At 67.4% G+C, this 21,360-nt stretch carries 14 protein-coding genes; 10 read left to right on the top strand and 4 right to left on the bottom strand.

Annotated elements, in window-relative coordinates; all coding sequences use genetic code 11:
• The first annotated feature begins 162 nt into the window (after positions 1 to 162).
• The 6 genes from B9N97_RS03955 to B9N97_RS03930 all read left to right on the top strand — a co-directional run bounded on the left by B9N97_RS03955 (position 163) and on the right by B9N97_RS03930 (position 8,759).
• Complete coding sequence (locus B9N97_RS03955; protein ID WP_085083601.1) at positions 163 to 870, top strand: glutathione binding-like protein; 708 nt, start codon at positions 163 to 165, stop codon at positions 868 to 870.
• Between the two features lie 325 nt (positions 871 to 1,195).
• Positions 1,196 to 2,413, top strand: coding sequence for a GNAT family N-acetyltransferase (locus B9N97_RS03950; RefSeq protein WP_085083599.1), 1,218 nt, complete (start codon positions 1,196 to 1,198; stop codon positions 2,411 to 2,413).
• Positions 2,414 to 2,431: 18 nt separating this feature from the next.
• Positions 2,432 to 3,634, top strand: coding sequence for a carboxylate--amine ligase (locus B9N97_RS03945; RefSeq protein WP_085083597.1), 1,203 nt, complete (start codon positions 2,432 to 2,434; stop codon positions 3,632 to 3,634).
• The gene (locus B9N97_RS03940; RefSeq protein WP_085083595.1) at positions 3,631 to 4,464 is read left to right on the top strand and encodes a metallophosphoesterase family protein; all 834 of its coding nucleotides are present in this window, start codon (positions 3,631 to 3,633) and stop codon (positions 4,462 to 4,464) included. Before B9N97_RS03945 ends, B9N97_RS03940 begins: the two co-directional genes overlap by 4 nt.
• An 81-nt stretch (positions 4,465 to 4,545) precedes the next feature.
• Positions 4,546 to 6,180 carry a bifunctional metallophosphatase/5'-nucleotidase gene (locus B9N97_RS03935; protein ID WP_085083593.1) on the top strand — a complete coding sequence of 545 codons (1,635 nt, stop codon included), beginning with the start codon at positions 4,546 to 4,548 and terminating at the stop codon, positions 6,178 to 6,180.
• On the top strand, positions 6,180 to 8,759 hold the full coding sequence (locus B9N97_RS03930; RefSeq protein ID WP_085083591.1) for an ATP-binding protein: 2,580 nt from the start codon (positions 6,180 to 6,182) through the stop codon (positions 8,757 to 8,759). Before B9N97_RS03935 ends, B9N97_RS03930 begins: the two co-directional genes overlap by 1 nt.
• A 7-nt stretch (positions 8,760 to 8,766) precedes the next feature.
• Here the strand turns inward: B9N97_RS03930 and B9N97_RS03925 are convergent, their stop codons facing one another.
• A complete protein-coding gene (locus tag B9N97_RS03925; RefSeq protein ID WP_085083589.1) occupies positions 8,767 to 9,105 on the bottom strand; it encodes a DUF1491 family protein in 339 nt (112 codons plus the stop codon).
• Positions 9,106 to 9,187: 82 nt separating this feature from the next.
• Between B9N97_RS03925 and B9N97_RS03920 the strand changes: the two genes are divergently transcribed.
• From B9N97_RS03920 to B9N97_RS03905, 4 genes are all read left to right on the top strand, one after another.
• Positions 9,188 to 10,666 carry a tetratricopeptide repeat protein gene (locus tag B9N97_RS03920; protein WP_085083587.1) on the top strand — a complete coding sequence of 493 codons (1,479 nt, stop codon included), beginning with the start codon at positions 9,188 to 9,190 and terminating at the stop codon, positions 10,664 to 10,666.
• 209 nt (positions 10,667 to 10,875) lie between these two features.
• Complete coding sequence (locus tag B9N97_RS03915) at positions 10,876 to 13,506, top strand: flagellar hook-basal body complex protein (RefSeq protein ID WP_085083585.1); 2,631 nt, start codon at positions 10,876 to 10,878, stop codon at positions 13,504 to 13,506.
• 114 nt (positions 13,507 to 13,620) lie between these two features.
• Positions 13,621 to 15,030: a flagellar hook-associated protein FlgK gene (gene flgK / locus B9N97_RS03910; RefSeq protein WP_085083583.1), complete on the top strand. Its 1,410-nt coding sequence runs from the start codon at positions 13,621 to 13,623 to the stop codon at positions 15,028 to 15,030.
• Entirely contained in the window at positions 15,027 to 17,075 is a 2,049-nt protein-coding gene (locus B9N97_RS03905; protein ID WP_085083581.1) for a hypothetical protein, read from the top strand. The genes flgK and B9N97_RS03905 overlap by 4 nt, the downstream gene beginning before the upstream one ends.
• A 177-nt stretch (positions 17,076 to 17,252) precedes the next feature.
• Here the strand turns inward: B9N97_RS03905 and B9N97_RS03900 are convergent, their stop codons facing one another.
• The 3 genes from B9N97_RS03900 to B9N97_RS03890 all read right to left on the bottom strand — a co-directional run bounded on the left by B9N97_RS03900 (position 17,253) and on the right by B9N97_RS03890 (position 21,165).
• The gene (locus B9N97_RS03900; protein WP_244560542.1) at positions 17,253 to 17,900 is read right to left on the bottom strand and encodes a DUF305 domain-containing protein; all 648 of its coding nucleotides are present in this window, start codon (positions 17,898 to 17,900) and stop codon (positions 17,253 to 17,255) included.
• Between the two features lie 350 nt (positions 17,901 to 18,250).
• Positions 18,251 to 19,351, bottom strand: a complete 1,101-nt coding sequence (locus tag B9N97_RS03895) for a TRAP transporter substrate-binding protein (protein WP_085083579.1) — start codon at positions 19,349 to 19,351, stop codon at positions 18,251 to 18,253.
• 152 nt (positions 19,352 to 19,503) lie between these two features.
• A complete protein-coding gene (locus tag B9N97_RS03890; protein ID WP_085083577.1) occupies positions 19,504 to 21,165 on the bottom strand; it encodes an alpha-amylase family glycosyl hydrolase in 1,662 nt (553 codons plus the stop codon).
• Positions 21,166 to 21,360: the final 195 nt, after the last annotated feature.

Here is a 21,360-nt window from a genome sequence, read left to right as displayed (position 1 = left end):
TGTCAACAAAATGAAATTGTATTCCGGTATACGAAATTAGTGTGGCGGATCGAGGGTCTGCCGCGCGTCCGTGCGGGCTTGCCAGCCGGGGCGAAGCGGTTAACCTTTTGCCCAAATCACCGGCCCGAAACGGCTGGCCGATAAATCACAGGAGGGTTTGGGATGATCGACCTCTATTTCTGGCCGACGCCGAACGGCCACAAGATCACGATCTTTCTGGAGGAGGCCGGGCTGGACTACCAGTTCAAGCCGGTGAACATCTCCACCGGGGACCAGTTCAAGCCGGAATTCCTCGCCTTCTCGCCGAACAACCGCATGCCGGCGATCATCGACAACGCCCCGGCCGACGGCGGCGAGCCGATCAGCGTCTTCGAATCCGGTGCCATCCTGGTCTATCTGGCCGAGAAGACCGGCAAGTTCCTGCCCAGCGACGTGCGTGGCCGCAAGACGGTTCTCGAATGGCTGTTCTGGCAGGTCGGCGGCCTCGGCCCGATGGCCGGCCAGAACCACCATTTCGTGCAGTACGCGCCGGAGCGCATCCCCTACGCCATGGAACGCTACGTCAAGGAGACCGGGCGCCTCTATGGCGTGATGGACAAGCGCCTTGCCGACAACGAGTTCCTGGGCGGGGCGGACCTGTCCATCGCCGATATGGCGAGCTATCCCTGGATCGTCCCGCATGAACGCCAGCAGCAGGATCTGGACAACTTCCCCAACCTGAAGCGCTGGTTCAACGCGATCAAGGAGCGGCCGGCGGTGGTGCGCGCCTATGAAAAGGGGCAGGCGGTGAACCCCAACCGCACGCCCACGGTGAACGAGGACAGCAAGAAGATCCTGTTCGGGCAGTCCGCCGACACAGTCAAGCGCTGAGCTTAATCGCCCTCTCCCGCCCCGGGAGAGGGAGGGGACCCGCCGGAGGCGGGGAGGGTGAGGGGTGATGCAAGAAGCCATGCGGTTCGGGAGTCTTGCGCCACCCCTCACCCTTCCCAAGCTGCGCTTGGGCCCCTTCCCTCTCCCGGGACGGGAGAGGGAGTTATCTGCGCCAGCCCGCACGGCAACTTCGTATAGCGACCCACTTCTTCGCCTTATCCTTTTGCGCCGCGCAGACTTTCGGGGCTCCCCGGCGTAGACGGGACCGTTCCCGGATCCAGCGTGTTGTTTTCGGTAGAGAATATCTTCCGGAGACGCCGCGCCGATGAGCATCTGGCCCAGCCCCGACTCCGCCCGTCCGCCCTCCGGCGGTTCCGCCCCCTCAACCGAAATCCGGATCGCCCTGCACCCCCTCCCCTCCATGCCGGAACTGGCGCGGGCATGGACGGAGCTGGAGAGCCGCGCCGACTCCTCCTTCTTTCTCTCCTGGACCTGGATCGGTTCCTGGCTGGCGCAGATGCCGGACGGGATCGAGCCGCATTTGCTGGTGGCAGTGCGGGGCGACGAGCCGGTCGGTCTGGCCGTGCTCTGCCCGCGCGTGCGGCGGCGGTTCGGGCTGCTGCCCAGCCGCTGCTGGATGCTGCACGAGACCGGCGACCGCAGCTATGACCGCCTGTTCATGGAGTATAACGGCATCCTCGCCGACCACCGCTTCGCCGACGAGGTGACGGACGCCATGCTGCACTGGCTGGGCGGACAACTGACCGCCGATGACGAGCTGGTGCTGGGCGGGCTGACCCTGGCGGCGGAGCGGGCCGCCCGGCGGGTGGCGGCGCGGACCGGCCATACGGTGCAACTGCGCATCGCGGATTCGGCGCAATGGGTCGATTTTGGCACGGTGCGGGCCGGCGGCGGCGATTTCCGCGGCGGTCTCGGCCGCAACACGCGGGCGGCGGTGAACCGGACGGAACGGCTCTACCACGCCCGCGGCGTGCTGGAGCACCGCGTCGCCGCGACGGTGGGCGAGGCGATGGAGTATTTCGCCGGGCTGGAGGTGCTGCATCAGGCCGGCTGGCGGGCGCGCGGCCAGGCGGGGGCCTTCGCCAACCCCGCCTTCCGCCCCTTCCACGAAAGGCTGATCGCCGAGGGGCTGCCGCGCGGCGCGGTGCGGCTGAGCCGGGTCAGCGCCGGCGGGCAGCCGATCGGCTATCTCTACAACTTCGTCCATCGCAACCGCGTCCTGAACTACCAGGGCGGCTTCGCCTTCGAGGCGGACAACCGGCTGAAGCCGGGGCTGCTGAGCCATGTGCTGGCCATCGAGGATGCGCTGGCCCGCGGCGAGGACTGCTACGACTTCATGTCGACGCCGGCCGGGCACAAGCCGCTGCTCTCCAACGCCGAACAGCCGATGAACTGGCTGACGCTCGGCCCCGACCGGCTCAGCCGGCGGATGGAGGCGCATTGCCGCCGGGCGCGCGGGGTGATGGCCGATGCCGTCAAACGGTCGCTGCGCGGCTGGATCGCTCCGGCAAAGGGAATCTGAGAAGGGAGAGCGTTCGCCATGGCAACGGGGACGAAAGCCGGGCCGCTGGCCTGCGTGTTGGGCGACATGGATCTGGTGCGCCCGCTGGGGCTGGCCGGCATCCGCTGTGCCGTGGTCGGACCGCCGGGCGGGGCGACCGCCCATTCCCGCTTCGCCGAGCGGCTGATCCCGTGGGAGGGCGGCAATGAGGACGTGCTGGTCGACCGGCTTCTGCGCTTCGGCGCTGCGCAGGCCGAGAAGCCGGTGCTCTACATGGAGGAGGACGCGCAGCTTCTGATGGTGTCACGCCACCGCGACCGGCTGTCCGCCGTCTTCCGCATTGCGCTGGCCGATGCCGATCTGGTGGAGACGCTGGTCGACAAGGGGCGGTTCCAGGCGCTGGCGGAGCGGCTGGACCTGCCGGTTCCCCGCACCCGGCGCCTGAGCCCCCTGCCCGGCAGCGAGGCGCCGGATCTGGACCTGCGCTATCCGCTCATCGTCAAGCCGCTGACCCGCCGCCCTCCCTGGGACGAGATCGAAGGGCTTGGCAAGGCGATCCGTCTGGACGGGCATGATGAGCTTCGCGCCCTGTGGCCGCGGCTGATCCCGGTCGGCATCGATCTGCTGGCGCAGGAACTGATCCCCGGACCGGAGACGCGGATCGAAAGCCATCATGTGTATATCGACGCCGGCGGTGCCGTGGCCGGCGAGTTCACCGGCCGCAAGATCCGCACATATCCGGTCGATTACGGCCACAGCACCGCGCTGACCATCACCGACATCGACGGCGAGGGGGCCGACGTGGCGGCGCTGGGGCGGGAAATTGCCGCGCGCATTGGCCTGAAGGGTGTCGCCAAGTTCGATTTCAAGCGGGATCCCGACGGCCGGCTGCACCTGCTGGAGATCAATCCGCGCTTCAACCTGTGGCATCATCTGGGTGCGGTCGCCGGGGTGAACCTGCCGGCGATGGTGCAGGCCGACCTGACCGGCCGTCCCCGCCCAGACCCACATCCTGCTCCTGCCAAGGCCCGGCCCGGCGCCTGCTGGTGCCATATCAGCAAGGACAGGCTGGCGGCACGGGACAGCGGCGTTCCGACGGCGCGCTGGCTGGCCTGGGTGGCGCGCTGCGAGGCGAAGGCGATCACACCGGACGACCCGATGCCCTTTCTGCGGCCGAAGCTGGACCGGCTGCTCGCCCGCATTCCCGGCGTCGCCGGCCCGGTGCGGCTGGCGAAGCCATGAAGATCGCGCTCATTTCCGACATTCACGCCAATCTGGAGGCGTTGCAGGCGACGCTCGACGCCATCCGGGCCGAGGGGGCGGAGCGCATCGTCTGCCTGGGCGACATCGTCGGCTACAACACCGACGCTGCCGCCTGCATCGCCCTGCTGCGGCAGGCCGGCGCCGTCTGCATCGCCGGCAACCACGACCGGGCGGTGACCGGCGCCATCGGGACCGAGGGGTTCAGCGGGCCGGCGGCGCGCGCCGTCGCCTGGACCAAAGAACGGCTGGACGGGGAGAGCCGCGCCTTCCTGTCCGCCCTGCCGCTGACCGCCGTGGTGGATGGGGCGCTGGTCGCCGTTCATGGCGCCCTGCATCCAGAGGTGGGCAAGGAACTGGTGCGGCTGGACGATGACGGCAAACGGCGCCTGAGCCTGCAGGCGCTGCTCGGGCATCCGTCGGGGGCGCGTGTCTGCGCCTTCGGCCACACCCACCGGGCGGGGCTGTGGGAATGGCGCGACGGGGCGGTGCGGGCGGTACCGCTCGACGGCGGGGCGGAGTTGCGGGCCGACGGGCTGTATCTGCTGAATCCCGGCACGGTGGGGGAGCCGCGCGGCGCAGATGCCCGTGCCAGCTTCGCCAGCTTCGATACCGCCCGCCGGCGGGTCACCCTGCACCGCGTCGCCTATGCCCGACGGGCGGCACTGTCGAAAACCCGGCGCGCCGGGCTGGCGCCACGTTTTGCCGCAGTTCCGGCGCCGGTGAGGATGAAGTTGATCGGGATTCTGCGAGTTCTCGGTGTCTACGATTGGGTAAAACGGGCTCTTCCACGCCGTGTGTCGTCAATATGACAATCCCGTAACGCGGCTTTGCTTCAACAGTGACGTGGAAATGAGCATAATCCGGCGCGGGGGCAGAGGTGACGCCGGGCTATGGACACTATCGGTATATTCAACGGCGCTGCCGGCGGGATGCGGATCCGGTTCGGCAGGACATTGTCGTGTCTGGCCGCATCGCTGACGCTCGGCCTCGGACTTGTCTCCGCTGCGGCGGTCCTGTCGGCGCAGGCGCAGCAGCCTGACGCCGCGGCCGAGGCTCGGTCTGGGAAGGCCGCGGCGGAAACCGGGCCGGTCCATCTGACCATCCTCTACACCCAGGGCACCACCGAATTGGACGAGACCGCCGGGCGCGGCGGCATGGCCCGGCTGGCCGGCACGATCCGCCAGGAACGGGCAGCGCACCCCAACCTGCTGGTCCTGCATGGCGGCCAGACGCTGGCGCCGTCGGTGCTCGCCTTCTACGACCAGGGCGCCCACATCATCGACCTGCTGAACGGCATGACCATCGACGCGATGGCCGCGCTGAACCGCGAATTCCACCATGGCGACGACCGGTTGAGCGCCCGTGCCTTCGAGGCCGGCTTTCCCATCGTCACCACCAACACAGTGGACCGCGCCACCGGCCGGACACCGGACGGGCTGGAGGATGCGGTGGTGCTGAACGCCGGCCCCCTGCGCATCGGCGTGATGGCGGCGACGCCGGTGCTGACGCGGGAGACCACCCGCGCCCAGCGGACGGAGTTTCGCGACCCGGTTCCGGCGCTGAGGGCCAAGGCCGCGGCGCTGCGGGCCGACGGCGTCGATCTGGTGGTGGCGATGACCGGCTATGCCGGTGACACCCACCGCAGCGTGCTGGCCGCCCGCCCCGCCGACATCGTGCTGTACCAGGACCGCAACCGCCCCTTCGCCGTCGATTATGACGGGCATTTCCTGTCCGCCACCGTCGGGCCGCAGGCCGCCTGGGTGCTGGCTTTGGATTTGACGGTGGAACGCGGGACCGGGCCGGACGGCAAGCCGCAGGTGATCTGGACCCCGGCGCCCCGCCTGATCGACAGCGCGACGGTGCCGCCCGATCCCGCCGTCCTGATCCAGTCCAAGGCTTATGCGGCACGGCTCGACACCATGCTGCGGATGGAGGTGGGACGTCTCACCGCACCGCTCGACACCCGCAAGGAGTCGCTGCGGACGGGCGAGAACGCCTTCGCCAACGCGGTGGTCGACACGCTGCGCGAGACGCTGGACGCCGATGTGGCGCTGATCAACGGCGGCGGCGTCCGCGGCGACCGCCAATATCCGGCCGACACCCTGCTGACCCGGCGCGACATTTACACGATCCTTCCCTTTCACGATGTCGGCGTCGTGCTGGACATCACCGGACAGCAGCTTTGGGAGGCGGTGGAAAGCGGCGTTTCGGCGGTGGAGCAGTTGCAGGGCCGCTTCCCCCACCTATCCAACGCCCGCGCGGAGATCGACCTGACCCGCCCGCCCGGCCAGCGGCTGCGCAGCCTGTCGATCGGCGGCAAGCCGGTCGGCCGGTCCACCCGCTACCGGCTGGCGACCAGCAGCTTCCTGGCGGCGGGCGGCGACGGGTACGGCGTGCTGGCTGGCGTGCCGAGGCTGGTCGAAGACCGCAATACCGAGTTCATCTCCACCCAGATGATCGACCAGATCGCCCGCAGCGGCGAGTTCGTTCCCCGGCTGGACGGCCGCATGACGGTGAGGCGGTAATGGACGGCCAGCTCTCCACAAGCCTGTCTTCCTCCACCGTGCCGAGCCTTTTGCAGAGCACCTCGGCCATCGTGCAGAGCACGTCGGCCATCGTGCAGAGCACGTCGGCCATCGTGCAGAGCACGTCGGCGATCGTGCAGAGCCCGGTGCGGGCGGCCGCGCTGACCGCGTCGTCACCGGGCGCGAGGCCGGGTCCGCAGACGCCGCCGCCGAACCGGACGCGGCGTTTCGGCATCGCGGTGCGCATCACGCTGGGGCTGTCGGTGATGGCGCTGCTGGTGGTGCTGATCGGTGGCGTGTCGATGTCGTCCTTCCGCCTGTTCCGGGCCGAGGTGACGGCCCTGTCGACCACCACCCTGCCGGAGGTCATCACCAGCGCCGAACTGCATGGGTCGCTGCAGAAGCTGGTGGCGCAGCTGCCGCAGCTTGCCGCCGCGAATTCGATGCCGCAGCGCCGGTCCATCTATGACGGGCTGGTGACGGAGCTGGATTCAATGCAGCTTCTGGTCGCCCGCATGCGCGGCCTGATGAAGGACAACCACGGGCACGGGGACGGGAAGGAGCGCGACGGCAATGTCCGCCTGCTGGAGCAGACCCGCTCCACCCTGCTGATCCTGGCCGCCACCGTCGCCGACCTGAATGCCGAGGTCACCCGCCAGATCGACTATGGCGACCGTCAGGCAGAGGCCGCCCGCGCGCTCGGCCGGCTGGCGACGTCGATGGAAAGCATGCCGGAGACGGGGGCGTGGGCCGCGCGCATCGGTGCGCTGATGGCACGGGCAGCGGGGGCCATGCAGCTCGACCATCTCAGCCGTCTGAAGGGTGAGGCGAGAGCGGTGGAGCGCACGCTTGCCGAGCTTGCCCGGCTGTCGGCCGGCGCGCCGGACCCCACCGGCCAGATGATCTCCACCGTACAGGAGGAGCTGTTCTCGCTGCTGGTGGCGCCGGGCGGGATGTTCGAGAGCGCAATCGACCGGCTGCAGGCGCGTAACCGCGCCCAGGCGCTGACCGGGCAGGCCCAGGTTCTGGTGGAGACGGTCGAACGGTCCACCCGCGCGCTCTACGACTCCATCCGCGACCAGTCGGCCGAGCGCACCGATGCGCTGGCAGAGCTGATCGCCGAGCGCACCCGAACGGTCATGATGCTGGCCGGCGCGTCGATCCTGCTGGCGGTCGGCGTCTATTTCATCTTCCGCCGCTTCCTGTCCTCGCGGCTGGTGGCGATGAACCGGGCGGTGCTGGCCCGGCTGTCGGGAAGCCGGCAGGCCGGCGGCGGGGCGGCCGGGACGGTTCCGGTGCCTGTGGACGGCGACGACGAGATCACCGACATCGGCGCCTCGATCCGCTACTTCATCGACGAGATCGACCGGCGCCAGCAGGCGCTGGCCGACAACGAGCGCCGTTTCCGCGATCTGGTCGAGGGATCGATCCAGGGCATCATCATCCATCGCGATTTCCACGCGCTCTACGCCAACGACAGCTTCGCCGCCATGCTGGGGCTGACGGTGGCGGAGGTGATGGCCCTGCCCTCCCTGCTGTCCGTGGTCGCGGTGGAGGCGCGGCAGTCGATGATCGACAATTACGACCATCTGCTGGAGGGCGGGCAGACCACGCCGCGCCGCCGGATCCGCGCCTGCCGGCCCGATGGGGCCGAACTGTGGGTGGAGCTGACCGGCCGCCGGGTCGACTGGATGGACGGCCCGGCGGTCCAGGCGGTGGTGGTCGACGTGACGCGCGAGGTCGAAGCGGAAAATGCGTTGCGCCAGTCGCGCGACGCCGCCGAACGGGCGCTCGGCGAACTGAAGGCGACGCAGGCCAGCCTGATCCAGGCGGAGAAGATGGCCTCGCTCGGCCAGCTGGTCGCCGGCGTGGCGCACGAGGTGAACACCCCCATCGGCATCACCATCACCGGCGCCTCGCAGCTGCAGGCGCTGATCGGCGAACTGTCGGACCGCCACACGGCGAATGCGCTGAAGAAGTCGGACTTCCAGCGCTTCCTCAGCGACGGGATGGAGATGGCCAACCTGATCCTGTCCAACAGCACCCGTGCGGCCAATCTGGTGCAGAGCTTCAAGCTGGTCGCCGTCGACCAGTCCAGCGACGAGCGCCGCGCCTTCCTGCTGCGGGATTACATCGACGAGCTGCTGCGCAGCCTGCATCCGACCTACAAGGCACGGGTGGCGCTGACCATCGACGTCGATTGCCCGGCGGATCTGGAGCTGGACGGTTATCCGGGGGCGCTGTCGCAGATCCTGACCAACCTGATCATGAATGCGCTGGTCCATGCGCTGGATCCGGAGCAGCCCGGCCGCATCGCCATCGCCGCCCGCGTGATCGACGGCGACATGGTCGAACTGTCGATCGCCGACGACGGCGCCGGCATCGCGCCGGAGGTCCTGCCCAAGGTCTTCGACCCCTTCTTCACCACGCGGCGCGGGGCGGGCGGCAGCGGCCTGGGGCTGCACATCGTCTACAATCTGGTGACCGGCCGCCTGCACGGCACCATCGGGGTGGAGAGCCGCCCCGGCGACGGCACCCGTTTCACCCTGCGTTTTCCCCGGGTCACCGCCGCCGCGTGACGCCCGCTCAGCGCACCGGGCCGTCGAACCAGTGGCGGCCCTGGCGGTCCTCCACCTCGACCACCCAGACGTCGGGGTCGTAGCGGAGTTGACGGGCAATGTAGGCGTCGGCATCGGCCTCCGGCACCGGATCGGCGCCGGTGCCGCGCGCCCAGAACAGCCGCTCGCCATCCGCCTCGCGGGTCTGGACCAGAACGGTGAAGGTCCGGTCGAGCCGGTTGATCTTCAGGATCACCGTGCCGCGGCTGGGGTCGCCCTTGCGGACCACGGTCATCGCCACGCCCTGGGCATCGGCGGCGCGGATATGGGCCGAAACCCAGAGATGAGTCGGAAGGCGGTCGTCCATTGCCGTGACAGGCTCCTGATCGTCGGCTCACACTGATTTTCGAATCTCGCCCTGCCCGGCCTGCCGGTGTAGAGAAGAGAGCATGGCAACACTCCTGGACGCTCTGAACGCCGCCGTCAACCACCACATGGCCGGCCATGCCCAAGCGGCGGCCGACGCCTATCGCCATATCCTGACGGCGGAGCCGGCACAGCCGGACGCGCTGCATCTGTCGGGCGTGCTGCGGGCGCAGACGGGCGACCCGGCGGCGGCGGTGCGGTGGATCGGCCGAGCGGTTCGGGTCCGCCCCGCGGCGGCGGCCCCCTGGGGCCATCTGGGCGCGGCGCTGCGGGCAGCGGAGATGCCGGAGCGGGCGGAGCCGGTGCTGCGGCGCGCCCTGGCGCTCGACCCGGGCGACGGCGACGCGCTGGAGGCGCTGGGCGCCTCGCTGCACGCGCTGGCGCGCTACCCCGAGGCGCGGCGCTGGCTGGAGCGCGCGGCCCGGCTGCGGCCAGGCCATGCGGCGACCCTGCTGAATCTCGGCACTGTCCTGCGCGACCAGCGCCGCTTCGACGAGGCGGAGGCCTGCTTCGACGCCGTGCTTGCGCGCAATCCCGCCAGCGGCGACGCCCATCTGGCGCGTGCGGTGGGGCGGCTGGTCCGTGGCGACCTGCGCGCGGGTTGGGAGGGGTTCGAGCATCGCTGGCACCGCTTCGCCGGCCCGCCCTGGGCCGGCCAGCCGCCCGGCGGCGCCACCATCCTGCTGCACATGGACCAGGGCTACGGCGACGCCATCCAGTTCGTGCGCTATGCCCCGCTGATGGCGCAGATCGCGGCGCAGGGCGGCGGCCGTGTGGTCCTGGAAACGCATCTGCTGCTCTACCGCCTGTTCAATCGCAGCCTGGGATCGTCGATCCAGGTGCTGGTGCGCGGAGAGGACCCGCCGCCGCACGACCTCCACTGTCCGCTGATGAGCCTGCCGCGGGCCTTCGGCACCGACCTGGGGAGCATCCCCGCCGACGTGCCCTATCTCGCCCCCGACCCCGCCGACGTGGACCGCTGGCGCGACCGGCTGGCCGGGGAGGACGAAGCCGGAAACGGCGGCGGCCTGCGGGTAGGGTTGGTCTGGGCCGGCAATCCGCAGCACCGCAACGACCGCAACCGCTCGATCCCGGTGGCGGCCCTGGCACCGCTGCTGTCGGTGCCGGGGGTGCGGTTCGTCAGCCTGCAGACCGGCGACGCGGCGGCCGACCTGAACCGCCTGCCCGGCGTGGCGATCCCGAATGCGATGGGGCGGGTGCGCGATTTCGCTGACACCGCCGCCATCCTCGCCAACCTCGACCTGCTGGTGACGGTCGACACCGCCGTCGCCCATTTGGCCGGGGCAATGGGCGTGCCGTGCTGGCTGATGCTTCCCCATGTGCCGGACTGGCGCTGGATGCTCGACCGTGCCGACAGCCCCTGGTACCCGTCGCTTCGGCTGTTCCGCCAGCCGCGCCCCGGTGACTGGACCACCACGCTCGGCACCGCCGCCGCCGTGCTGAAGGCGCAGGCCGCCCGCGCCGCCCGGCGATTGGGCTGAGGCCGGCAACTTCGGCGGGAGCTTTCTGCCCGGCCGGCCCAGCGGCACTAGGCGAAACTTTCCTACCGGCCGGCAAATTCCGGCCCCGCTGCGGTGCTCCTGTAAAAGATTGGCCTTTTTCAATGAGTTGATGTCGGCGCGGCAGTTGGCACTCCTCTTGCTAGACAGGGCGCAGAAGACCTTTGCCCTTTCTTTCGGAGACCCCGGCCATGAGCATCTTCGGTTCGATGACAACCGCCGTTCTCGGCCTGAATGCCCAGTCGAAGGCGCTCGGACATATCTCGGACAACATCGCGAACAGCTCGACCATCGGCTACAAGCGTGTGGATTCGGCTTTCGAGACGATGGTCCTGCAGTCCAGCCAGCGCCTGCACGAGCCGGGCGGGGTCACGGCGCAGCCGGTCTTCATGAACAACATCCAGGGCAGCCTGACCCAGGTGCAGAGCCCGACCAACATCGCCATCCAGGGCCAGGGCTTCTTCAGCGTCACCAAGGTGGCGACCCAGGGGTCGAGCACGCTGGTGCAGACGCAGACGGGCACGGTCAGCTCTTCGGCCGCCTTCTACACCCGCGCCGGCGACTTCGAACTTGACAAGAGCCGCTACCTGGTCAACAGCTCCGGCTATGCCCTGAACGGCTGGCTGGTGGATCCGGTGACGGGCGTCCTGCACAAGGACCAGGTGGCGCCGATCCAGGTGAACTCGCTGATCGACAAGCCGGTGGCGACCAACACCATCGACCTGTCGGCCAACCTTCCGGCGACGCCGAAGCCGGGCGAGAAGGTTCCCGACAGCAGCATCCAGATCTTCGACAGCCAGGGCAACCCGCGCACCGTCAATTTCAAATGGCGGCAGCAGGCGGACAGCAGCTGGCGCATGGTCCTGGACGCGCCGGGTTCCAACACCAAGCCGGTCGACGGCACCTTCACCGGCAATCCGGCCACCGTGACCTTCGGCCAGAACATCGCTGGCCAGACCGCGGTCGCACAGGTCAACGTCATCACGCTGGCCGGCAACAACACCAACGGCCAGGACAACCTGCGCATCGGCGACACCTATACGGTCAAGGTCAACGGCACCAACTACAGCCTGAAGATCACGGCCGACAACATCGGGTCGATCCGGACCTATTCGGGTCTGGCCGGCGCGCTGGCCAACCAGATCAACTCCGCCTCGCCGGCGGCATCGGTGCTCGCCACCTCCTCGGGCCAGACGATCCGCGTCACCGCCCGCGAACCCGGCACGCCGTTCAAGCTGAACACCGACGTGGTGTCCGGCACCAACACCACCAACACCATCGTCAGCCAGACCTCGACGGCCGCGACGGCGAGCGCCGGCGAGATCGACAAGTTCCAGTTCCCGCAGACCCAGGTCGAGGTCGGCGACTCCTTCACCATCAACGTGAACGGCACGCCGATCAGCTACACGGTGACCGCCGCCACCTATCAGAGCTACTCGACGGTGAGCGACGTCGTGTCCCAGCTGGCCGGCAAGATCAACCAGGCGCTGGGCTCCACCGTCACCGCCTCGTCGGCCGGCAACATCCTGTCGATCCAGGCCAATGCGGTGAACACCAACGTCACCTCCAGCGCGACGGTGACCAATTCCAGCGCGTCGGTGAATACGATGAGCTCGCTGCCGTCGGTCGCCAGCGTGGCCGGGGTGCGCCAGAGCCGCACGGTGACGCTGACCGGCACGCCGGGCGACATCGGCACGCAATACACCCTCAGCATCAACGGCACGGCGGTGACCTACAGCACCACCGGCGAAGAGATGACGATGGAGGACATCACCGCGGCGCTGGCGAACAAGATCAACTCCAACACCTCGCTGCCGGTGACCGCCACCGCTCAAGGCGGCGTCATCACCGTCACCGCCAAGACCGCGGCCACGCCGGCCAACGCCAACACGATGACCGGCACCGGCTCCATCACGCTGGGCGGATCGACGGTGGACGTCGGCGATACCTATACTGTGACGGCCGGCGGTACGACCTATTCGCTGACCCTCGACAACGCCAACATAAACACCTACAGCACGCCGAACGCGGTTCTGAACTATTTCGCCACGCAGATCACCGCTGCCGGTGGCACTGCGACGGTGACCGGCAACGTGCTGGCCGTGACCAGCGACGCGACGGCGACCGGCACGGTGAGCGACGCGACCGCTTATCAGTTCACCCTGGACCAGAGCGCGGTCGCTGGCCAGACGCCGGCCCATATCGGCCTGACCTTCGGCAAGACGCCCGAGACGGTCGGCACGCTGACCAACATCTCCACCGCGCTGGTCGGCACCGGCACGGCGGTCAGCGCCGCCAACCAGTCGGCCGGCTCCGACGCCACCGTCACCTTCACCGTCGATTACGGCTTCGGCCCGCAGCAGATCTCGCTGAACCTCGGCAAGTACCAGAAGCCGGGCGGCCTGACCCAGTATGCCGGCGAGGAGATCAACGTCACCCAGCTGGTCCAGAACGGCGCGCCACGCGGACAGTTCAAGGACGTGGTCTTCGGCGACAACGGCACCGTCCTGGTCAACTACGACAACGGACGGTCGAAGATGATCGCGAAGGTGCCGATCATCACCTTCAACAACCCGAACGCCCTGCAGCGCGAGTCCGGCGGCGTCTTCGTCGAGAGCGAAGAGGCCGGCAAGCCGAACTTCAACGATCCGGAGACGAACGGCGCCGGTGCGGTGGTGGCGAACAGCGTGGAAAGCTCCAACGTCGATATCGCCGACGAGTTCACCAAGATGATCGTCACCCAGCGGAGCTATTCCGCCAACGCGAAGATCGTCACCACGTCGGACGAAATGCTTCAGGAAGTGCTGGGGCTGAAGCGCTAAGCGCGGCCCTGACCTTCTGATTACCTGATCGCCAGTTCCCTGATCGTCCGAATGGGGGGCGGCGGCCATCCCGGCACCGCCCCGACCATCCCGATCCGTGAAAGGTCTCCTGCCATGTCCCTCTTCGCAGCCTTGAACAGTGCCACGGCCGGGCTGCGCACGGTCCAGACCAACGTCAAGCTGGTTTCGGACAACATCGCGCAGGCCAACGACCCGAACCGCACCCGCCACACCGCCCAGCAGTCGGTGGATGCCAGCGGTCAGGTCATCAGCACGACCTATCGCCGGGAAGTCGACAAGGCGCTGATGGCCCAGGTGATGGATCTGACCTCGCGCGACGGCGGATCGCAGGTGACCTCGACCTACATGCAGCAGTTGGGCGACCTGATGCGGACCACCAACGGGACGCCGCTGCTGAACGACTATGCCGACAAGTTCCAGGCGGCAATCAAGACGCTGTCGACCTCGCCGGAGGACGAGACGGCGCAGTACCAGCTGGTGCAGGCGGCCGAAAGCTTCTCGCGCGAGATCCGCCGCGTGTCGGAAGGCGTGGAGCAGCTCGACCGCGACATGTCGACCGACATCACCAAGTCGGTCGACACGGTCAACGACCTGCTGAAGCAGATCAACTCGATCAACAACGACATGGTGTCGCTGCAGGGCCAGGGGTCCGCCGCCAACGCTGTCGCCGACAAGCGCGACGGTCTGGTGCGCGAGCTGAGCACCTACATGGGCATCCGCACCGTGGAGCGGCCGGATGGCCGGCTGGCGATCTTCACCCCGTCGGGTCTGGCGCTGGTCGATGCCCAGCCGGCAAATCTTTCCTATGACGGCGGCAACATCAACCTACAGGTCGGCAATCAGATCACCTCGATCAACAGCCACCTGACCACCGGCAAGCTGGGCTCGCTGATCCAGATGCGCAAGGACGGCTCGACGACCGAGCCGCCGACACCGGCCAGCGGCGACCCGACGACCGAGATCATCCGCAAGCTGCGTTCGCAGCTGGACGAGTTCGCCAAGGCCTTCACCGGCCCGACCAAGCCGGGCGAGCCGACCAGCTTCGCCGACGCCTACAACGATGCCAGCCCGGCCGCCGACGGCGAACAGACCAACCAGTTCTTCACCGGCAGCGACCGCTTCACCATCGCGATCAACCCCAAGCTCTTGGACAACACCAGCAAAATCAAGCAGTCCGCCATCGACGGCATGGTCCAGGCGGTCAATGCCGCCGGCCGCAGCTTCAACGCCGACGGGCTGCAGATGAAGGACACCACCTACAGCGCCATCGGCAGCGCCATCACCGGAACCTGGATGGCCGCGGCCAAGACGGCCAACACCGCCGCCGATTCCAACAAGGCCTCCATGCAGCTCCTCAGCGAGCGCTACCAGTCGCAGACGGGCGTGAACATCGACGAGGAAATCGCCCAGCTGCAGCAGCTCCAGACCTCCTACCAGGCGTCGGCACGGGTCATGCAAGTGGCCAATGCAATGTTTGACGCGCTGGAGGCGGTGGTCCGATGAGCTCGATAACGGGAGTCAGCAGCTACTCGAAATATCTGAGCCTTGTCCGGAACCTGTCCGGGGGCCAGAACGACATCAACCGGCTGTCCGAACAGCTGACCACGGGCAAGAAGTCGGTCGATCTCAACGCCTACGGCCCGGAGGTGCAGAAGCTTCTGGACCTGCGGTCGGAGATGGCGAAGAAGGACAATTACGTCCAGAGCATCAACATGGCGGCGCCGCGCGTGCAGGCGACCGACAAGGTGCTGACCTCGCTGGAATCGATCGTGTCGAGCTGGACCTCCAGCACCACGATGCCGTTCGAGCCGGGTCCGGCCAGCGTGGCCACGCCGATCAACACCAATCCCGACGGGATGAAGATGTCGGTCGACGCCGCCAAGTCGAAGCTGACGGTCGGCGCCAAATACACCGTCACCGCGGTTCCGTCGCAGCAGGGCCCGAACGGCACCTTCGACGTGACGGTGACCGACGGGCTGGGCGGCAAGACCACCCGCGCCATCAATCTGGGCACCACCCCGCCCAACGACGGCAAGGGATACAATTTCAACATCTCCGGCGGCCCCGGCGAGGGCGCGATCCTGAACCTCAGCTTCGACACGCTGAAGGCCTCGGCGAGCAGCAGCTTCTCCGTCACCTTCCCGCAGGCCGATCAGGTGAAGGACCGCGCCGAGGGCGCCATGCGCGACATCCAGGCGCTGATGAACCAGCGCTTCGGCGACCGCTATCTGTTCTCCGGCTCGCGGTTCGGAACGGAACCGGTCACCGATCTGATGGCGACGAAGCAGACCAGCAAGATCACGCTGAACGGCGCCGTGGTGAACGTCGACGATTATTTCGAGGTGACGGTTTCCGGTCAGACCTTCGGCTACCAGATCCAGGCCACCGACCCGAAGACGCTGACCTTCGTCGCCCAGACCCTGACCACCCAGATCAACGCCGCCAGCCCGCCGCTGCCGATGACGGTGTCGACCGCCAACGGCATCATCACGCTGGTCGGCCAGGATCCGGGGCAGAAGTTCGACCTGTCGGCCCGCGTCATCAACTCCGCCACGGTGGAGAACAGCGTCACCGCGCCGACCACCACCCAGGCGCCGACGACCGCCCTGCCGCAGGTCGACAGCTTCACCCTGAACGGTGCCGCGGTGGACATCGGCGACACCTTCGAATTCACGGTCGCGGTCGGCGATCCCGACGATCCGTACAACCAGAACTACTACACGAAGAATCCCAACGAGCCGCGCGACCTGCCGCCCTACCAGACCTACACGGTGCGCTACACGGTCAGCGACACCGACTATGCCGCCGGCGTCACCGACGTCAGCCAGGTGGCCGACAAGCTGCGCCAGCAGTTCGGCAACCTGAACCCGGCCCCGCCGGTCACCATCGACGCGGTCGGCAACGGCCCCGGCATCGCGCTGACCAGCACGGCCAACGCCGATCCCAATCATCCCAACCGCAGCTCGCTGTTCTCGACCAGTGCCAAGGTGACGAACGGGTCGCTGGAGAACACCATCTCGGTCGGGACCCTGCCGCCGGAGCAGGACAGCCTGATCGATGTCCCCTATGCCGAGCCGCCCGACCTGCCCTTCTACGATTCCGAATATCTGACCAAGGGCAAGAACGCCGAGGCGTACCGCAAGTCACAGGTGACCATCGACGACAACCTGAACCTGACCTATGGCGTCAGCGCCGACGACAAGGCGTTCCAGACCCTGGTGAAGGCGATGCAGCTGGTGCGGACGGCGGCGGCCAATCCCGGCAAATGGACGGAGTACAGCACCCAGGCGCGCGAGATGCTGACCCAGGCGACCGACCAGATCCGGTCGATCCACGCCAAGGTCGCGTCCGACGCCGCCACGCTGGAAACCACCAAGAACGCCCACACCGACTCGATCGCCACCCTGACCGACCGCATCGCCAAGATCGAAGGCATCGACCAGACCGAGGTCGCGGCGCGGCTGAGCAGCGCGATGAACGTCCAGCAGGCGACCTACACCGTCGCCGGCCAGACGCAGAAGCTGTCGCTGCTGAACTATCTGGCCTGACAGGGGCCGGCCTGACAGAAAAATGGGGGCGGCCGAATGGGCACGGGCTTTGCCCAGAAGGTGCCGCAAGCCGGATGGCGTGCGGCACCAATCGAAGCGTCTCTCCTCGGCCTGGAAATTAAAGGAGAGCGACTTTTTGCTGCCGATCGCCAAAATGGTCCGCCTTAGTCGATGGCGCTATTGAACCGCCTCTTGTATCTGCCGCTCCATATCGGGAGTGATCTGAGCCGGTCGGGCCGGCAGGGGCTGGCTCCCGCGCTTGCCATTGTTCGCAATTTCGTCAATGAGCAGCTTCATCTCGGCGATCTCACGGACCTGTGATTCGATGATTTGGTCCGCGAGCCTGCGCACGCGGGGGTCGCTGATGCTCGCATTGCTTGCGTTGTTGATGGCAATGGAATGGTGCGGGATCATCGACTTCATGAAATTGAGATCGTCGACCAGACCTTGACTACGGTTCACGTAGAGGAGTGCAGATCCGACCAGAATGGCGGCCACCAGCACGGCAATCTTGGTAAACATCCCCCTGTACATAGACCACATGAAGCCAAGCATCACGATTGTCATGACGCAGGCCATGACGAGTGAAGAAACCATCCGATTTATGCTGAACAGGGCATGATCGAGCGAATAAACGAGTTGATACATCAAAAAGAACATGATGAACGTGGAGGTTGCGATCATTGCCGCGAACCGTCCCCAGCCCATATTCATCATTTTCTCATGATGATCCCGTTCGCGTGACATTGCGGCTTCCTCTGTTTGATTCTGCCCAATGACAGGCAACAGGGCCCTCATCGTCGTTGTTCCCGCGAAGCTTTCCATGATCGAGGCACTTGCCGACCATCTCCGGCGCGTAGCCGCGCCAGATGCCCCGTCTGAAGAGTTGGCGAGATCGGGCGTTACAGCCGTCGGGGGCTGTGCCGGATCGGCATGAAGAAGCGGTCGATGGTGTACAGCGAAGCCCAATTGAGTATATGGGCTGGGCGGTTCTGGTAGTTAGCGCCTCAACCGTTTAGGTCGACCATGCCGATGATCAAAGAGCTTGTATTCGCGATGCCCTACAAATCAGCCCACGGCGGGGCCGGACAGAGGTAAATCCGGAAAGGCACAACAGATTCATGCAGGGGGTGGCCGCTCAGCCACCCCCTGTTTCACTCAGTCCATCAGCACTGTTACTTGCTGCGGCCGGCCGTCTGCATGAAGTTGTCGTAGGGCAGCTCCGCGACGCGGAACCACAGCTGCACCTCGTCCAGGAAGGGCTTCCAGCTGTCGTAGACGGCCTTGAAGTCCGGATTGGTCTTCGCGATGTCGTCGTACAGCTCGTAGGCGATCTTGTGGGCGGCTTCCATCAGGTCGCGCGGATAGGGGCGAAGCAGGGCGCCCTTGGCGACCAGACGCTTCAGCGCCTTGGCGTTCTCCGCGTCGTAGCGGGCGGTCATCGCGCTGTTCGCCTCGGCGCAGGCCGCTGTCAGGATCGCCTGATAGGATTTGGGCAGCGCGTCCCATTCCTTCTGGTTGATGTAGAGCGAGACCTGCGGCCCGCCTTCCCACCAGCCCGGATAATAGTAGTATTTGGCGACCTGGACGAAGCCCAGCTTCTCGTCGTCATAGGGGCCGACGAACTCGACGGCGTCGATGGTGCCCTTTTCCAGCGCCGGGTAGATGTCGCTGCCGGCGATCTGGGTCGGGGCGGCGCCCAGCTTGGCCATGATCTGGCCGGTGATGCCGGCAATGCGGATCTTCAGGCCGTTGAAGTCGGCCAGCGACTTGATCTCCTTGCGGTACCAGCCGCCCATCTGGGCGCCGGTGTTGCCGGCCGGGAACTGGACGATGCCATGCTTGGCGAAGAAGGTCCGCATCACCTCCTGGCCGCCGCCATACTGGTACCAAGCGTTCTGCTGGCGGGCGTTGGGCCCGAAGGGGATGGCGGTGTCGAAGGCGAAGGTCGGGTCCTTGCCGACATAGTAATAGCCGCAGGTGTGGCCGCACTGGACCGTGCCGTTCTGGACGGCGTCCAGCACCTGCAGGCCGGGGACGATCTCACCGGCGGCATGGACGCGGATCTGGAATTTGCCGTCGGTCGCCTCGGACACGCGCTTGGCGATCATCTCGGACGTTCCGACGAGGATGTCGGTGCTCTTCGGGAAGCTCGAAGCCAGGCGCCACTGGATTGACGGCTGGGTCTGCGCGATGGCCGGGGCCGCGAGGGTCGAGGCGGCAACGGTCGAAACGGCACCGACACCGGCCTTGGTGAGAAACGCTCTTCTTTCCACTCCCGCTACTCCGCAAGATTATTGCTATTGCTGACGATTTCCAAGACCCGCGATGAATCAGGGAATTACAGCGACTTAGGCGAGAGTGTAACAAAGCATCCGCTGCCGGCCCCTGCATCGCATAAATGTGCATGCCTGCCTTTCGAGGGGGGTCAGGAGGTGGTGCGCAGCCGTCCCAGGAAGACCGACAGCGGCGGCATCACCAGCATCCGGCCGACGGCGGTCAGTTCCGGCGGCAGGGCACCCGGAGCGCGCGGGACAGGCAGCTCCTCCAGATCTCCGCGGCCGCGCAGGGCGAATTCCGCCGGCCGGTCGGCCATGTTGAAGACGGCGAGAAGGCGGTCCTCCCCGGATGTCCGTTCGAAGGACAGCAGGTCGCCATGCTCCTCCACGGCGGTGACGGAGCCGGCGCGCAGCGCCTCCAGGTCGCGGCGCAGGGAGAGCGCCGCACGCCACACCGTCAGCGGGCTGCCGGCGGTCCGCTCCTGCCGGTCCACCGCGAGGTCGAGATGGGCGTCGGGCACCGGCAGCCAAGGCTCGGCATTGGTGAAGCCGGCGTGGGGCTCGGCGGCGCGCCAGGGCATGGGCGTGCGGCTGCCGTCGCGGCCCTGGAAATCGGGCCAGTAGGTGATGCCGAAGGGGTCGCGCAACTGGTGCTGCTCCAGCACTGCGTTGGGCAGGGCCAGCTCCTCCCCCTGATAGAGGCAGACGGTGCCGGGCAGCGCCGCCGCCAGCATCGCCAGCAGGGCGTTGAACGACTGCGGATCGGCACCGGCGGGCAGCCAGCGGCTGGCGGCGCGCTCCACATCGTGGTTGGACAGGCTCCAGCAGATCGACTCCGGCCGCCCCGCGGCGCTCAAGGCCTGGGCGAAGCCCTTGGCGCTGAAGGGCTGTTTCGCCAACGACAGGGTGTAGGCGGCGTGGAGCCCCTGCGGCGTGCAGTAGGCGGCGATGCGCTGGCCGGCGCCGGGCTGGCTCGACAGCTCGCCCAGCAGGACGCGGCCGGGATAGCGCTCCACCGTCTCGCGCAGGCGGGACAGGATGCCGCCGATGGCCGGGTGCATCATGTCGTAGACATGCTGTTGCAGGGCGAAGGGCTTCAGCGGCGGTTCGGCCTCGCGCCAGACGGTGGCCGGGTTGGAGCGCAGCTGTGGGTCATGGGCGAAGAAATCAACGGCGTCGATGCGGAAGCCGTCGACACCGCGCTCCATCCAGAATTCCGCCGTCTCGCACAGCGCGTCCATCACCGCCGGGTGGTGCAGGTTCAGCGCCGGCTGGCTGGCCAGGAAATGGTGCAGGTAGTACTGCCGCCGCCGCGGCTCCCAGGTCCAGGCGGCGCCGCCGAACACCGACAGCCAGTTGTTGGGCGCGGTGCCGTCGGGCTTGGCATCGGCCCAGACATACCAGTCGGACTTGTCGCCGTCCCGCGACCGCCGGCTGTCGACGAACCAGGGATGGGCGTTGGAGGTGTGGCCGCAGACCAGATCGACCAGCACCTTCAGCCCCAGCCCATGGGTGCGCTCTATCAACCGCTCGAAGACGGCGAGGTTGCCCATGCGCGGGTCCACCGCCCGGTGGTCGGCGACGTCATAGCCGAAGTCGGTGCGCGGCGACGGATAGAAGGGGCTGATCCACACCCCGTCGACACCCAGCGAGGCGACATGGTCCAGCCCCTCGATCACGCCGTCGAGGTCGCCCCAGCCGTCGCCGCCGCTGTCGCGGAAGCTGAGCGGATAGATCTGGTAGAGCGCCGCCCCGTTCAGCCAGGACGCGTTGGGGGCCGACGGTTTGGACTGGGAAGAGGTGTGGGGCAAGGCAGAGGGCTCCGCGCCGGGGATCGCATAAGCGGTTCGCGACGCCAGAGTCGCCTGTCGTGGCTAACGAAAGGTTACCGGCCGTTCGTGGTCACAAGACCCTGCCTTTCGTAGGGGTCGGCCATCGGGATAGAAACTTGTGGACGGCTGTCCCGGGGCTTGGCCGCCGCGCCGCGCTGCGGCTATACCAGCGGC

The organism is Azospirillum oryzae (assembly GCF_900177515.1).
GTDB lineage: Bacteria > Pseudomonadota > Alphaproteobacteria > Azospirillales > Azospirillaceae > Azospirillum > Azospirillum oryzae_A.
This window is presented reverse-complemented; position numbering and strand designations above follow the sequence as displayed.

Excerpts from the sequence above, each read along its gene's own strand:
- B9N97_RS03935 (WP_085083593.1), top strand. The coding sequence starts at position 4,546 with ATGGACACTATCGGTATATTCAACGGCGCTGCCGGCGGGATGCGGATC.
- B9N97_RS03940 (WP_085083595.1), top strand. The coding sequence starts at position 3,631 with ATGAAGATCGCGCTCATTTCCGACATTCACGCCAATCTGGAGGCGTTG.
- flgK (WP_085083583.1), top strand. The coding sequence starts at position 13,621 with ATGTCCCTCTTCGCAGCCTTGAACAGTGCCACGGCCGGGCTGCGCACG.
- B9N97_RS03930 (WP_085083591.1), top strand. The coding sequence starts at position 6,180 with ATGGACGGCCAGCTCTCCACAAGCCTGTCTTCCTCCACCGTGCCGAGC.
- B9N97_RS03905 (WP_085083581.1), top strand. The coding sequence starts at position 15,027 with ATGAGCTCGATAACGGGAGTCAGCAGCTACTCGAAATATCTGAGCCTT.
- B9N97_RS03915 (WP_085083585.1), top strand. The coding sequence starts at position 10,876 with ATGAGCATCTTCGGTTCGATGACAACCGCCGTTCTCGGCCTGAATGCC.
- B9N97_RS03925 (WP_085083589.1), bottom strand. The coding sequence starts at position 9,105 with ATGGACGACCGCCTTCCGACTCATCTCTGGGTTTCGGCCCATATCCGC.
- B9N97_RS03955 (WP_085083601.1), top strand. The coding sequence starts at position 163 with ATGATCGACCTCTATTTCTGGCCGACGCCGAACGGCCACAAGATCACG.
- B9N97_RS03920 (WP_085083587.1), top strand. The coding sequence starts at position 9,188 with ATGGCAACACTCCTGGACGCTCTGAACGCCGCCGTCAACCACCACATG.
- B9N97_RS03900 (WP_244560542.1), bottom strand. The coding sequence starts at position 17,900 with ATGGAAAGCTTCGCGGGAACAACGACGATGAGGGCCCTGTTGCCTGTC.
- B9N97_RS03945 (WP_085083597.1), top strand. The coding sequence starts at position 2,432 with ATGGCAACGGGGACGAAAGCCGGGCCGCTGGCCTGCGTGTTGGGCGAC.
- B9N97_RS03950 (WP_085083599.1), top strand. The coding sequence starts at position 1,196 with ATGAGCATCTGGCCCAGCCCCGACTCCGCCCGTCCGCCCTCCGGCGGT.